The 13,861-nt window shown below is 59.7% G+C and carries 15 protein-coding genes and 1 riboswitch; of the genes, 9 read left to right on the top strand and 6 right to left on the bottom strand.

Features of this window, described 5'->3' with window-relative positions; all coding sequences use genetic code 11:
- Positions 1-7: 7 nt before the first annotated feature.
- Positions 8-1,057: an extracellular solute-binding protein gene (locus tag GSQ83_RS17180; RefSeq protein ID WP_158804090.1), complete on the bottom strand. Its 1,050-nt coding sequence runs from the start codon at positions 1,055-1,057 to the stop codon at positions 8-10.
- 219 nt (positions 1,058-1,276) lie between these two features.
- Positions 1,277-1,831 (bottom strand): DUF1772 domain-containing protein, encoded by a 555-nt coding sequence (locus GSQ83_RS17185; RefSeq protein ID WP_216850263.1) that lies wholly within the window; start codon positions 1,829-1,831, stop codon positions 1,277-1,279.
- A 233-nt stretch (positions 1,832-2,064) separates the two neighbouring features.
- Here GSQ83_RS17185 and GSQ83_RS17190 point away from each other — a divergent pair, with 233 nt between their 5' ends.
- The 7 genes from GSQ83_RS17190 to GSQ83_RS17220 all read left to right on the top strand — a co-directional run bounded on the left by GSQ83_RS17190 (position 2,065) and on the right by GSQ83_RS17220 (position 10,303).
- On the top strand, positions 2,065-3,102 hold the full coding sequence (locus GSQ83_RS17190; RefSeq protein ID WP_158804091.1) for a LacI family DNA-binding transcriptional regulator: 1,038 nt from the start codon (positions 2,065-2,067) through the stop codon (positions 3,100-3,102).
- A gap of 298 nt (positions 3,103-3,400) precedes the next feature.
- Positions 3,401-4,684 carry an ABC transporter substrate-binding protein gene (locus GSQ83_RS17195; protein ID WP_254065759.1) on the top strand — a complete coding sequence of 428 codons (1,284 nt, stop codon included), beginning with the start codon at positions 3,401-3,403 and terminating at the stop codon, positions 4,682-4,684.
- Positions 4,681-5,652 carry a carbohydrate ABC transporter permease gene (locus GSQ83_RS17200; protein ID WP_216850267.1) on the top strand — a complete coding sequence of 324 codons (972 nt, stop codon included), beginning with the start codon at positions 4,681-4,683 and terminating at the stop codon, positions 5,650-5,652. Before GSQ83_RS17195 ends, GSQ83_RS17200 begins: the two co-directional genes overlap by 4 nt.
- Entirely contained in the window at positions 5,649-6,509 is an 861-nt protein-coding gene (locus tag GSQ83_RS17205; RefSeq protein ID WP_216850269.1) for a carbohydrate ABC transporter permease, read from the top strand. Before GSQ83_RS17200 ends, GSQ83_RS17205 begins: the two co-directional genes overlap by 4 nt.
- A gap of 24 nt (positions 6,510-6,533) precedes the next feature.
- On the top strand, positions 6,534-7,949 hold the full coding sequence (locus GSQ83_RS17210) for an FAD-binding oxidoreductase (RefSeq protein WP_158804092.1): 1,416 nt from the start codon (positions 6,534-6,536) through the stop codon (positions 7,947-7,949).
- Positions 7,950-8,070: 121 nt separating this feature from the next.
- Positions 8,071-9,465: a glycerophosphodiester phosphodiesterase family protein gene (locus tag GSQ83_RS17215; protein ID WP_216850271.1), complete on the top strand. Its 1,395-nt coding sequence runs from the start codon at positions 8,071-8,073 to the stop codon at positions 9,463-9,465.
- Positions 9,466-9,922: 457 nt separating this feature from the next.
- On the top strand, positions 9,923-10,303 hold the full coding sequence (locus GSQ83_RS17220) for a hypothetical protein (protein ID WP_158804093.1): 381 nt from the start codon (positions 9,923-9,925) through the stop codon (positions 10,301-10,303).
- Positions 10,304-10,318: 15 nt separating this feature from the next.
- Here the strand turns inward: GSQ83_RS17220 and GSQ83_RS17225 are convergent, their stop codons facing one another.
- A complete protein-coding gene (locus tag GSQ83_RS17225) occupies positions 10,319-10,525 on the bottom strand; it encodes a hypothetical protein (protein WP_158804094.1) in 207 nt (68 codons plus the stop codon).
- A 187-nt stretch (positions 10,526-10,712) separates the two neighbouring features.
- A complete protein-coding gene (locus tag GSQ83_RS17230) occupies positions 10,713-11,006 on the bottom strand; it encodes a DUF1330 domain-containing protein (RefSeq protein WP_158804095.1) in 294 nt (97 codons plus the stop codon).
- A 322-nt stretch (positions 11,007-11,328) separates the two neighbouring features.
- On the opposite strand from GSQ83_RS17230, the gene GSQ83_RS17235 reads away from it, so the two are divergent.
- Entirely contained in the window at positions 11,329-12,078 is a 750-nt protein-coding gene (locus tag GSQ83_RS17235) for a DUF899 domain-containing protein (protein WP_158804096.1), read from the top strand.
- Positions 12,079-12,186: 108 nt separating this feature from the next.
- On the opposite strand, the gene GSQ83_RS17240 is transcribed toward GSQ83_RS17235, so the two are convergent.
- Positions 12,187-12,969, bottom strand: coding sequence for a CbtA family protein (locus tag GSQ83_RS17240; RefSeq protein WP_158804097.1), 783 nt, complete (start codon positions 12,967-12,969; stop codon positions 12,187-12,189).
- An 11-nt stretch (positions 12,970-12,980) separates the two neighbouring features.
- On the bottom strand, positions 12,981-13,199 hold the full coding sequence (locus GSQ83_RS17245) for a CbtB domain-containing protein (protein ID WP_158804098.1): 219 nt from the start codon (positions 13,197-13,199) through the stop codon (positions 12,981-12,983).
- A gap of 31 nt (positions 13,200-13,230) precedes the next feature.
- Positions 13,231-13,381, bottom strand: a riboswitch (cobalamin riboswitch).
- 168 nt (positions 13,382-13,549) lie between these two features.
- Between GSQ83_RS17245 and GSQ83_RS17250 the strand changes: the two genes are divergently transcribed.
- Complete coding sequence (locus GSQ83_RS17250; RefSeq protein ID WP_158804099.1) at positions 13,550-13,840, top strand: hypothetical protein; 291 nt, start codon at positions 13,550-13,552, stop codon at positions 13,838-13,840.
- Positions 13,841-13,861 lie beyond the last annotated feature (21 nt).

Below are 13,861 nucleotides of genomic sequence, written 5' to 3' on the forward strand. Positions count from 1 at the left end.
CATAGCCTCACATTTTCGACGCCACGTCGTTCTGCCAATCAGTGATGAGAACCTTCGCACTGTCCGTCCAAGCATTCACATCCATCAGCCGCGCCTTGGCATATTGCGAGGAGGACAGCATCCGTGCCGAGGCGTCGGGCGGCAGGGTAATTTGGTCGATACGGATAGGTCGCGCATAGCCGCGCGCAAAATCGATTTGTCCGGCGTCGGAGAAGGCGTATTCGCGCACCAGCTTGGCAATGTTCGGTCGCTTGGAAAAGGCACTGATCATCGTCGTATAGCCGCCGGTCGCCGAACCATCCGCCGGAATGACAACATCCCATTTGTCCTTGCCCGCGATGTCCCTATAGGCGAGCGCATTGAAGTCCCAAACGACACCCACCTCAACCTCTCCCTTTTCCATATTGGACGGGAAGACATTGATCGGCAGGAGACGTTTCTGTTTGGCGAGTTCAGCATAGAAGTCGATCGCGGGCTTCAGATTGGCCTCGCTACCACCGAGAGCGAAGGCAGTTGCCAAAACCCCTACATTCGACTGCGTCGCCTTGCCGACCTCTCCTATCGATACCTTGTAGTCGCCATGCAGCAGGTCGGCGAAAGTCTTGGGCGGGTTCTTGACGCTCTTTGAGATCAGCAGGGCAATCGTGCCTGTGTAGCTCAGCGCCCATTGCCCGTCCTTGTCGCGCGCCCAGGCGGGGATTTTGTCCCAGTTGGTGGTCCGATAGGGCAGGCTCAGCCCCTTCTTCACAACAAAAGGCGCGAACTCGATACCGATCTCCGTGATATCAGCAGAGGGGTTGTTGCGCTCAGCGATGATCTTCTCGATCGCTTCACCGCTTGACATGTCGGTGTCGGTGTGGGTGACGCCGTATTGCTCTGTCACAGCCTTCCAGATCTCACCCCAATTGGCCCAATCATCGGGCATGCCGAGGCTCACCACTTTTCCTTCATTCCGGGCTGCACTCGCCAAATCCGATAGTGATTGTGCCCGCGCCGCGAAGGGCGTTCCCGCAATCGCCAGACCCAGACCAATCATGACGCCACGACGTGTAGGCATAGTGAAACCTCGCCTTTCGATTACAAACGCGCTTGCGGGCGGCCGAACGAACGGTTCAATCGCTCTATCGTGCATCATCTGTCATTTGAGGGTCAACTAAAAGAGAATGTTCTGTTTCAACGGGCGGGCCGGCTCGCATCCACCCGGCCAGCTTCGATCTACAATGGCTGCGGCAGGACCATCGCTCAAAGTCAGCGATTCCGCATCACCGCGGCAAGATTATGATCGCTCGGCGATGAATCTTCGCGGTCGCGCCACACGCATAATCAGCGCATAGACGAAGAAAATACCAGCGGCGAACGAAGCTACGGTCCGGACGTGGTTCCACACAACCCACTCGGCAAGATAGCGCTCCCAATAGGCGGTCGCATCGGCAGTGCCAGCTTGGACTCTTGCGAGGCCGTCGTTGAGCGGCACGTTGAACGCCAAAGTCACCCCAATGCAGCCGATGATATAAATCGCGCTCGCAACGGCGATGAGTGTCGCTCCCGGCTTGCCTCGGCGGAGATAGGAACTCGCGCCGAGCAGAACACACACCAAGCCCGTGCCGAGAAACGCGAGCATGAAGCTCGTGGTTATCACAGTTACGTTGATGGACTGCATCGCAGCGATCCCCTGATCGGGAGGGATCCGCCCCAAACCGGCCATCACGAAAGAGGAGAACGCGAACAGGACCCCAGACACCAACAGGCTGCCGATAGCAGCCACAAAGGTCAGCAGCAGTGCCCAGCGCTCGACGACAGTTTCCATCCAAGGCCGCGCTGGGATTGCCATTTCTTGCTCCATTCCGAACTAGGCAGCGCCTTTCTGCGGAACCTACTAGTTCTTTATGCACGGCGGTCGCTTTGCGGTCTACTGAGATGGCATCGGCCCTGATCCCAGCGCAGCAAAGCGGGGTTGGCTATGGTGTCGCGGCATCGCCCTGGTCGCGCTGGGTCAGGTGACAAGAGGAAGAAATCACGCGATGGTGAGCCCGCGACTGGGGCGGGTCTGGCGAGGGGTGCGGCGTGAGTCAGCAGAGTGGCGCTACGCTAGAGGATGTTGCGGCGGTGGCCCAGGTCTCCCGCGCCACCGCTGCCAGGGCGCTCAACGGCTATGGCTATGTCGGGCATGGGACGGCGCTGCGGGTTCGGGAGGCGGCAGAGCAGTTAGGCTATCAGACGAACCGCGTCGCGCAGGCACTGCGCAGCGGACGATTGCGGATTATCGGATTTGTGCCAGGCGATATACAAAACCCCTTTTTCGCGCGGATTGCGCATGATGTCGATGTCGCGCTCCGGCGGCGAAATTACAATGTTCTCATCGCGAGCAGTGAGGAGAATACGGATCAAGAACGCCAGGTGCTGGCAGGGCTGCGGGCGCTCAATACCCAGGGCCTGATCCTGGCACCGGCCTCGACCGAGGATAATCACCATATCCTCGAGCTGGTCCGCGAGGGCGTGCCGATCGTGCTGATCGATCGTCTCGTGAAGGACGTGGCCTGCGACAGCGTGACGGTGGATAATGAAGCGGGAGCTTGGGCAGCCGTCGAGCATCTGGTGGCGAAAGGGCACCGCCGGATTGGGCTTTTGCGGGATGAAGCGCCAATTTTCACAACGCAGGAGCGCCTGGCCGGCTATCGCAAAGCCCTAACAGATTTCGGTATTGCCTTCGATGAGCGCTCGGTTGTTTCGACAAAACCCACGGTTGGGGACGCGATTGCGGCGACCGGAAGGCTTTTCAAGCGGCGCACGAGTCCTACCGCATTGCTGACCCTGGATAGCGTGATGACCCAGGGCGCGCTCCTTGCTCTGAGATCAGCGGGGCTGAGCATTCCCGGAGATGTCTCACTCATTGGTTTTGACGATTTCGCGCTGGCGACATTCACGGACCCTCCAATTACTGTCGTTGCGCAACCGACAGCGGAAATTGGTCGCCTCGCGGCGCAGCTTCTTCTGGAACGTCTTGAACAACGAGATCTGCCGCCGCGCATTGTGCGCTTTCAGACCGAGCTCATTATCCGGGGCTCCGTCCGATGCCTGCCTGGCCAGATGAACCGCGATTGACACAGTCTGCCGAGAAAATGTCCATGAAATCGCGGTCTTTGCTTTAATTTTCGGCGAAGTGCGATGTCACCCGTCGAATCTCAGATTCGCATTCTATAAAGGAATTGCCTACCCGGCGATTCATGATATGGATCCGGATGTGAGATCGATCCCAGGTCATCTCGCGCGATGGTTGCAGCGGGCGGGAGAATCCGCCGGCTGGGCTTTGTTGGCTCGGTAGCTTCACTTGGACGGTTGGAGTATTGTAATGAAGCGGATCGCGAGGCTTGCTGTTCTGATGGGCATGGCTGTGTCCGGCATGGCGATATCGGCGTCCGCCACCAGGGCGAGTTCCAGTCGCAAACCGGTGGTCGCCGAGCCCGGCGCGACAGTCGACTATAGCGGCACGCTCAGCCTCCTCACAAAATTTGGCGTGCAACAGCTATCGCCGTATTTCGTCAATGCGGCCCATGCATATGAAACGCTGCATCCGGGTGTGCATGTCGTGCTTGACCAGCAGACCGATGACAGCGTCAAGGACAAGACCAAGACGCTCGTTGCCTCCAATTCCCTTCCGGATATTTATTTCTCATGGACCGGCAATTGGGGCGAGAATTTCGTGCGCGGCAATCGTGCCGTTGATCTCAGTAAGGTGATCGCTTCAGATACGGAATGGGGAAAAACCTTTACTCCGGCAGCAGTTGCGAGCTTTGTCTGGCATGGCAAGAACTACGGCATGCCGCTCTATCTCGATGCAAAATTCATGGGCTACAACAAACAAGTCTTTTCGAAGCTCGGAATCGGCGTGCCGAAAAGCTTCGACGAGCTTCTGTCGGCCTGTGACACTATCCACAAATCCGGCATGACGCCGATCTCGATCGGCAACAAGGAAGCCTGGCCCGCCATTCATTATATCGGCCAGTTGCTGGCCTATGACGTGCCGGAGGCGACGCTGGAAAAGGACTTCAACCCGAAAACCGCAACCTATACGGATCCGGGTTACCTGGCGGCGCTCAATCAGTTCACCTCGCTTGTGACGCGCTGCACTGATGGCGGCAACATGAACGGTGTTTCGTTCGCGACTGCGATCGAAGACTTCAGTAACCTGAAATCCGCCATGTACTATCAAGAGATCATCGAGTTTGACGGCAGCGCCAGCGCGCAGACACCGCTCAAGCAGAATGACTTCGGCTTCTTCGTGCTGCCTCCGGCCGCCAGCGCCAAAGGCGATACCAAGGCGATCGAGGGCGCGCCCGAGGGGTATATGATCAATACGCGGTCGAAGCATGTGAGCCTCGCGCTGGACTTTCTGAAGTTCATAACCTCGATGAGCAACGCAGAGGCTCTGTCGGCACCGCCCTACGGACAACCCAGTGCGGTGATCGGCGCGGTGACCGACAAGAACTCAAGCAGCTCGGTCGTTGCGGGCATGGTGGATCTGAATGCGACACCGTTCCTGATGCCTTGGCTGGATACGGCGAATACGCCGGGCGTAGCTTCGGCTTGGCTTAATGGCATACAGGCCTTGGCGGGCGGGTCGATGTCCGCCGCGCAAGTGATCGAGGGTGTGGCCACCGCAGCCAAGGCGGACGCCGACCGGTGAAAGCCGCTGGCTCGCGGGCCATCGGCAAGGGTGCTGGCGTCGGGAGAACCGATGCCAGCACGGGCCGGTTGAGGGGTCGAGCCCGCGAAGCTTTCCGGCAGTGCTTCTCCTTCCGCTGGGTCGCCGCCGCCGTGATTGTGCTGGTCTGGTTCGTCTATTTCCCGGTCGTCGATAATTTCATCATCAGTACGACACGCAGCGACATCTACACCGGCGATGTCTCCTATGTCGGTCTCGGCAACTATAGCCGCCTTTTACACGATAAGGTGGTTTGGTCGGCGCTTTGGAACAATTGCGCGTATGCGGTGATCTCCGTCATTTTCCAGGTTTTCGGGGCCTTCATTCTCGCGGGCATTATCGAGAGCCTGCGGAGCGACTTCTGGAGACGGTTCTGGCGGGCGCTGTATTTCGTTCCCTCGGCGATTTCGCTGACCGTGACTGGTTTGCTCTTCTACTTCATATACCAGCCGCAGATCGGCATATTGGACGCCGTGATGAGGGCAACTGGGCTCGGCGCGCTGATCCAGCCCTGGCTCGGCAGCGAGCATACCGCGATCTACGCCATCATCGCGATGAGCCAGTGGCAAGGGTTCGGCTATTCCACCTTGCTCTTCGCTGTGGCGATCCAGAAAATTCCCGGCGAGATCTTCGACGCGGCGAGGATCGACGGAATAGGACCCATCCGGCGGATCATCAGCATCACTTGGCCGCTGACGCGCGAGATGACGGGGCTCATGATTCTCGTCACGATTACCGGCGCGTTTCAGGTTTTCAACGAGGTCATGGTCATGACCGGCGGTGGTCCGAACAATGCGAGCCAAGTGCTCGGCACCTGGGTCTATCAGCAGGGCTTCATCCAGGATGATTTCGGCTATGGCGCGGCGATTGCGAGCGTGGTCTTCGTCGCGACGATGCTGACCGGCGCCGCCCATCTTTGGTACACCAAGCGGGGAAGGGTGAGCTGGTGACGACGCTTGCGGTCCCGCATACAGGGCCGCGGGTGAGTGCGACCCGCATCATCGGCAGGACGCTGCTCCTTTCCTTCCTCGTCTGCCTCGGCATCGTCGTGGCCTATCCGCTATTGTGGATGGCTCTGAACGGCTTCAAGGACAACGAGCAGATCTTCGGCACGCCCTTTTCGCTGCCGAGGCATTTCTCCTGGGCGAATTATGTAAACGCCTGGAATCATGGCGTGCGGAGCTATGTCATCACCAGCCTTCTGGTGACGATTTCTTCCGGCATCTGCACAGTTCTGATCAGCGCCTGGACAGCTTTCGGTTTAACCCGCACCCATCTGCCCGGCAGGCCGTTCATTCTCGCGCTCGTTTTGGGCGGTCTGATGCTGAGCCCGACAGTAGCGCTCATCCCGCTCGTCCAGATGTTCCAGGGACTTGGGTTGTACAACTCCGACTGGGCGCTGATCATTCTCTATACGGCTTTCCGTGTACCGTTCACGACGTTTCTGATCCGGGCCTATATGATTGACTTGCCGGCGGAGCTTGACGAAGCGGCGACCATTGATGGCGCGACCGATAGTCAGCGGTTCTGGCGGGTCATTCTGCCCATGTGTAGGCCCATCATTATCTCCTGCATCATCCTTCATGTGCTGTTCGCCTGGAACGAATACATCTTCGCGATGGTCTTCACGAGCGGTTCGGATACGACGACGCTGCCTGTGGGCCTCGCATTGCTCATGGCCCGCCACAGCACGAATTATGCCGAGGTCTTCGCGGCTATGACGATTTCGGCCTTGCCCATCGTCGTCGTCTTTTTCGCGACCCAGCGCTATTTCGTGCGCGGCCTGGCTGAAGGCATCGGAAAGTAGCGGGCGCGGGCGGAGGAAACAGTTATGCCGACATTCAGGCTGCGGAAGCCGGTTGTTGCGCCGCCGCAAGACCGTTCCTTCTGGCTCCAAGATGCTGGTGCCGATTACGCGGCGCCGTCGCTCGGCGGACGTGAGCAGGCGGATGTCGTGATCATCGGCGGCGGCTATACGGGGCTCTGGACCGCCCTGCGGCTGCTTGAGGATGCCCCGTCCACTCGCGTGGTCGTGCTGGAGGCGGATTTCTGTGGCGCCGGCGCCTCTGGCCGCAACGGCGGCCAGGTCCATTCCTGGTTCGCGGAGATCGATGCGCTGGCCGCGGTTGTGGGTCTCGAAGAGGCGACGCAGCTTTGCCGGGAAACCGCCGATGTGATCGCCGAGCTGGAACGCATGCAGCGTGCTGGGCAGGTTGACATGGATCTGCGGCTGGATGGCTGGCTGTGGACCGCGAGCTCGATCGCGCAGGAGGGTGCCTGGGACCGGCCTGTCGCTATGACGGCCGCCGTCGGCGCCGCGCGCTTCGAGCCGCTGAACGCAGGCGAGATCCTCCGCCGCACGGGTTCCTCGGCATCCTATGTCGGGGTTGAGGAGCCCAAGGCCGGCACCGTGCATCCGGCTAAACTCGCACTCGGCCTGCGCGCCTTGGCCCAGAAGCGCGGCGCCGTCATCTACGAGCGTAGCCCGGTGCGCGCCATCCATACCGGCGCCGTCTGCAGGGTGGAGACAGAGCGCGGGGAGGTTCGAGCGTCCAGAGTGGTGCTTGCGGCCAATGCTTGGCTGTCGGCAGTATCGGAGATCCACCGGCATATGTATGTCGTCGAGAGTCAGGTTATCGCGACGGCGCCGGTGCCTGATCTGCTGGATGGGATCGGCTGGCGTGGCGGCGCCTCAATCTGCGATTCCCAGAAGAATGTGCTTTACTACCAGCGCACCGATGCCGGCCGGGTGATCTTCGGCCGCGGCGGCGGGAGGCTCGCCTATCGCTGCCATATCGGAGCTGAGTTCAACCGCAGCAAAGAACACGGCTGGCACAATCGGCGTGAACTGCACCGCGTCTATCCTTCGCTGCGCGGTGTCGCGGTCGATTATGACTGGACAGGACCGATCGATTGCGTGCCCGAACACGTGCCCGTTTTCGGCGCCCTGGACGGCCATCCCAATATCCTCTTCGGGATCGGCTTCAACGGTACGGGCATCGCGCAAACGCCAATCGGCGGGCGCATCCTGGCGAGCCTCGCACTGGAACGGAAGGATCGCTGGAGCGAAAGCGGGCTAGTTGGCCTCGCACGCCGCGGCAAGTTGCCACCTGAGCCGTTTCGCTATCTCGGCGGCTCGATTGTGCGCCAGGCGGTGCGCCGCAAGAATGACGCGGAGATCCTGAACAAGCGGGCAAGTCCTGTGAGCCGTATGGTCGCGCGGATGGTGCCCGGCTCGGGCGAGTAGTGGCTTTGGTCGCCGGCGCGGCCGATGCGGCCGCCCTGCCGCATAAACGTCACTTGTATCGCCTCGAGGGGATAGATAGGCGTTCGACATACCCGGTCGATGGCTTTCGGACCTGTGTCCGATGTTTATGCGCGTCGCGATTTTGGTGAGATACGGAATGTTGAGCAAACAGCTCAAGCGGATGTGCATTGGCCTTGTTGCGAGTGGAGCGATCCTAACGGCTGCCACGGCGAATGCCGGCCAACCGCTCTTAACGCTGAACGGTCAGCCACCTATCATTGTCGGGCATAGAGGTATCCCGGGACTGATGCCCGAGGAGACGCAGGCATCCTACGAAATAGCCGCTGACCTCGGAACTGACGCGCTAGAAGAAGATCTGCATCTGACAAAGGATTGCATCCTCGTCGCTCGACACAATCCCTGGCTCAGCGACAATACTAATGTTGCCGAAGTCGCCAAGTCGAATCCTGAAGTCGCAGCGCGCAAGCGCGTGGTTCCCGGGGTGAAAATTACAGTCACGTGGCCGCAAACAGCCACTAGCGGGCCTAGCGAGTATTTAACCGACTTGACAGACCCAAGGAACCCGAAGTCAGTTCTGAAATCGCTGATCGTGGATGGGGAAGATCACACGGGCGACTGGTCAATCAACGATTTTACGTGGAAAGAGCTCAAGACTTGGTTCGGGGGCACGACTTATGACGATGCCGCTGAACGTCCGACTGTTTTCAATGGCAAATTTCCAATTCTCAGCATGCAGGAAATCATTGCCATCGCGAAAGCGAAAAGCCAACAGATCGGGCGGGTAATTTCGGTTTATCCCGAGAGCAAGAATCCGACCTGGAACGACGAGCAAGCCATTGCCAATGGCTGCGGTGCCCCGGGGAGTCATCCGCTCGAAGATGCGATGATCAAGATCATTCAGGAAAATGGATTGAATTCCAAGACGGCGGCGATCTATGTCCAAAGTTTCGAGCCTGGAAGCCTGAAATACATGGTGGCCCATGGCCTCAAGACCAAGGTCGTGCAGCTGATCGATGGCTACGACGTGAACTTTAAGACCGGCGATGTGATCTACAACGAGATCACCGATAGCCGGCCCTTCGACTGGACAGTGAGTGGCGATCCCCGCTGGTTCAGCGCGATGTTGACGCCACAAGGCCTCGCCGAGATCAAGACATATGCGGACGGCATCGGACCCTGGAAGCCGCAGATTGTGCCTATCAAGATCACGCCGTGGAAGGATCGCAATCCGGATGGCAGCCCCTTCGTCGGATCGACATCTCAGGCGGAGACACAGCCAGCGACCACGCTGATCTCCGACGCTCACAAAGCGGGTTTATTCGTTCACGTCTTCACATTTCGCAACGAAGGCAAGTATCTGGCAGCTAGTTACCATGGCGATCCCAAACAGGAAGATGAGGCGTTTTTTCGCCTCGGTGTCGACGGGATCTTCACTGATTTCAGCAATACTGGTGTCGCAGCTCGTGCCGACTATCTGAGATCACTAGACCACTAGGCATAACCCTCTCCACGCACCCAAGGACCTCGGCGGCCGCCGGCCGAGGTCCTGCTGGAATAAAATGCCCGAAGACCGCTGCACGATGCCTGAGGCAGTCGGCGCAGCCGAGCGTCTTCAAACTGTCATTTTCCGCCCTTCCGCTGTGCGGCTAGGAAAGCGGGGTGGTTCGCCAGCTGAGCAAGCCTGGCTTGATCGGAAGTGATCCGGCGCGCCTTGCTGGATCTGGTTGGACTAACGCGCATGGACCCATGAAGATCGGACGAGGAGGAAGTTTGCTGTTCGGGGAGGCGTCGGCGTGACCTATGTCGGGTCGAGTCGAAAACCTTGTCGGTAAATTCCTGTTCTAGCTTTTTGGCTGAAGTGCGAACCGCGACCACACGGCTTCATGTCTCTGTCGGCCATGAGGCTGTGCGAGGGCATGCTGGCCGCCAGACGCAACCGGGGGGAGTGAGCAATGGCCGCGGAGCCTGATTACATCACGCGCAAAACGCGCGAGGCGGTAAGAAGACTGACCGGAGACGGCGAGCTTAGGCAGCGCGTCTTCAAGGTGTGGGTGCCCCTGACTGCCGTGTTCCACGAAGAAATTGATGATCCGATTTTGATGAAACGCTTAGGGGCGATCGTCAAGCTTTTGACCGAGGGCGCGGAACCGCACGACAGCACGCTCAGGCATCTGAACGACGATCAGATCGAGCATCTGCGACAGGACATCCTCGCGCTTTACGAGAATTCGGTGGTCTATGCGGTCCAATCCGCGAACGGCTCCGTCGAGGAGGAGGGCGGAGTTGAAGACGAAGACAAAAAGGAAAAGAAGAAGAGAAAAAAGGCGAAGTAAGGCTCAATTAGAGGGTTAGTCCCGTACAAGGTTGCGCCAAAACCGCGGCTCGCCGCAGATGGCGTCGATCTTCTTGGCTTCCGCGGGGTCACTGAGCAAGACGATACAGCGGTGTCCATCCTCGACTTCGAGGACAGACACCGTGTCGGCGAGCATGCCGGTGGCCTTCATCCCTTCCACGACGCCGGCCCATTCAGGTGGAATCGATAAGATATAGGGCATCGGCGGTCCTCTCGTGCTTCGGCTGCGCAATCCTAGCGTGAACAAGCGCGAGGGAATGTGACGCGATGATTGCATCGTGACGGAGATACCCGGCGGGCGCTCCCCGTCAGGTTGCTTAGGAGCTACCGGACGGGCCGTCGTGATCAGCGGCAACGCAAAACCCTACGGTTTTGCGGCGTGTCGCCCGTTAGATGGCTTCGATGATCCGGATATCTCGCTCCGCGGATCCGGGGCCGAGTATTCGTAGCGCCTCCTGATATCCCGGGCTGTCATAGGCGGCGCGGGCGGCCTCGACGCTCTCAAATTCGAGGATGACCGTTCGTAGCGGCTGCCCTGCCTCCTTGGTCACAGCAGGCTCGCCGCGCGCCAGAATTTTGCCGCCCGCAGCGGTCAGAGCCCGTCCCGACACCTTGGCGTAGGCCGCAAGCCGATCCGGGTCGGTGATAGAGCGGTAGACAGATATCCAGTAGACCTTGGCCATAGAAACCTCCCTGAGAAGAGCCGGGCGGATGGTGATATTTGCCCGCGGCAGCTTTCGACTCTACCACGCTACGAAAGCACTGGTATTTCTCGGACTTCGATCTCGCGCACTCAAATCAAAAGAGTGCGGGCACCCCGGCGTGGAGTTTTCCCGCCACACTTGTAACTCTCACCCTCCGACAATCCGGTGCGAGGTTGGCTCATGAGCAATAACGAGCGGCCGGCAGCAATGGCGTGGCGCTTCGGCGCGAAGGCACTGGCGCTCGTTTAATTCGGAGGGTTTAACGGCCATGACTAAATCACCTGAGGGCGGCCAGCTCACAATGCAGCGGCCGCCGATCGTTTCGCTGCAAGCATGGGAGGCCACGCGCCGGGAACTGCTTGTGAAGGAAAAGTCGCAGATGCGGGCCCACGACGCGCTGGCCGCCGAACGCCGGAGGATGCCGTGGATGGCGGTGGAACAGGCGTATGCGTTCGAGGGTCCGAAGGGCAGGGCGAGCCTGCTCGATCTGTTCGAGGGCCGGCGTCAGTTGGTCGTCTACCGTGCCTTCTTCGAACCCGGCGTGTTCGGCTGGCCCGATCATGCCTGCCGTGGCTGCTCCCTGGGCGCGGATCAGGTCGCGCATCTTGCCCATCTGAACGCCCGCGACACCACGCTGGTTTATGCCTCGCGCGCGCCACAGGCGGATATCGCGCGGCTAAAGGCCAAGATGGGCTGGGATATGCCCTGGTATACGATTACCGACAGCTTCGACGCCGACTTCGGCGTGGATGAGTGGCACGGCCATAATGTGTTCTTGCGAGACGGCGAGCAGGTGTTCCGCACCTACTTCATCAACAACCGCGGCGACGAGGCGATGGGGACCACCTGGAGCTATCTCGACCTGACGCCGCTCGGCCGCCAAGAGGTTTGGGAGGATTCTCCGGAGGGCTATCCTCAGACTCCGACCTATAAATGGTGGAACTGGCACGACAACTACACGGCCGAGGCCTCGCCCGATCCGAAGTGGGTCTCGGTATCAGACGCCGGGGAAGCCGCCTTCCGGAAACTCGAGACGAGCGGGAAGGCGTGAGCAGGGGCTGCTGAACCTTCGAGAACGGACGGGTCAGCACACTCCGCCAACCTGTCCGCCTGCCTCATCAAGAAATAAGCATATCCTTATATGTGCGAGTGACCGAGCTTATCGCCAAGCGGCACCCATCGGGCCACCGAGCCGGTATCCGTTCCGGGCCTGTGCTGCCCGCTCCGTCACGGCACCGAAGACGAGCCCGAGGGTGGCCCACATGATGACCTGCATCGCGAAAGAGTCGATCCGGAAGTGCCAGAGTACGACCGCTGGGAAATCGGCCGGCACTTCGTTGATAGGCGGCATCAGGGCCGCTACGATCGCAACGACCACGACATAGAAGGCCGTGGCGAAGAGAGCCGCCGACCACACACCGTGTTTGGGCGCTAAACGCTTACGCAGGACCGCCGCACCGACCATTGCGGCAATCGATAGCGCCATCATCGTAAAATAGAGCTGCGTGCGTATCCCGATGGTGTCGGGATGCCCGACGGAGGGCGGATTGGCCGGATACTTAAGGTTCGGCACGACGTAGACGGCAACGATCCCCGTCAGAGCCAGCAGAGCGGCGACCGTCCGCGGGCTGAGGCTACTGCTTACACGTCCATTCGCGAAGGCGAAGACCAGCGCGAACAAACCACCGAACGCCGTGGAATAAACCATGACGCCGGTGAGAAGCCCCCAGCTCGCCTGCACGGGGCGACTGACAAGCTCCGGCGCCTGCATGTCGTGAATGCCTTTAGCGGCATCCGCCTTGACCTTGGCTTCGTCCATGGCACTTTCGAAGGCGATCGCGCTATCGACCTGCGGTTCGCCAAAAACCTTGGCGAAACCGAACACGAGGAGCCCTGCGAGCAGTCCGCAAAGCATTCCTCGGATGAGGAGAGTCCTGACCATGAGTCTGGCCCCTAGTGGCAGGGGAAGCCGAGCAGGTGGCGGCCGTCATGCACGAATTCATGCACATACATGCCCTTGATGATCGAGGTGGCACCTTCCTCGGCGCCGACGAAGTAGATTGCCAGCAACATCACCAGCCCAAAAATGAGCCAGGGAAGAACCTCACGCACAGGAATGGGTGCGGAGGCAATATCGGTTCCGATATCGGAACCAATGGTCGTGTTAGACATCCAAATACTCCCCGGGATCAAGCGTCCCCTTGGATTGCAAAACGCCATGGCCGGGTCTGACTTCCGGAGGCTCGATGAGCGAGCCGACGGTTACAGTGGCGCGACCGCGCCGGAGTTGCACCGGCTTCCGCACTCATGGCGCGCAAGGGGTAGAAGTCGCAGGCCCTCAATGTCAAACGATATTCGGTTCGCAGGGCTGTGAGCCAGATGCGCCTCCGTACGATCGACTGGCGGGCGGCGGGTCAAACCGGAGATGCAGAGAGCGGCCGACAAGCCCCGTCGGGTGCTCGCCTTCCGCCGGGACAAGGAGCATGCTTCGCCGTGCAAGCCACGCCAGAAGGGGGGTTATAATGTTTGCATCAATCCGGACCTACGAGGGGGTGACCGATGTTGCGGCGGTTGCCGACGGAGCGAAAACGAATATTTCCTCGATACTTGAGAAGAGTGACGGTTTTATCTCATATACTCTCGTCAAAGCCGGGCATGACTCGGTGGTGTCAATCAGCTTCTTTGAAACCTACGACCAGGCCGCTGAGGCGAACCAGGCTATCCGCGAGTTGGTTCGGGGAGAACTCAATCACCTGATGCCCCACCCACCTAAAGCCATCGTGGGCGAGGTGATCGGCCATCTCAAGAAGTAGGCAACGGCAGATTCTTCCGGA

It is taken from the genome of Acidisoma sp. L85, from assembly GCF_009765865.1.
GTDB lineage: Bacteria > Pseudomonadota > Alphaproteobacteria > Acetobacterales > Acetobacteraceae > Acidisoma.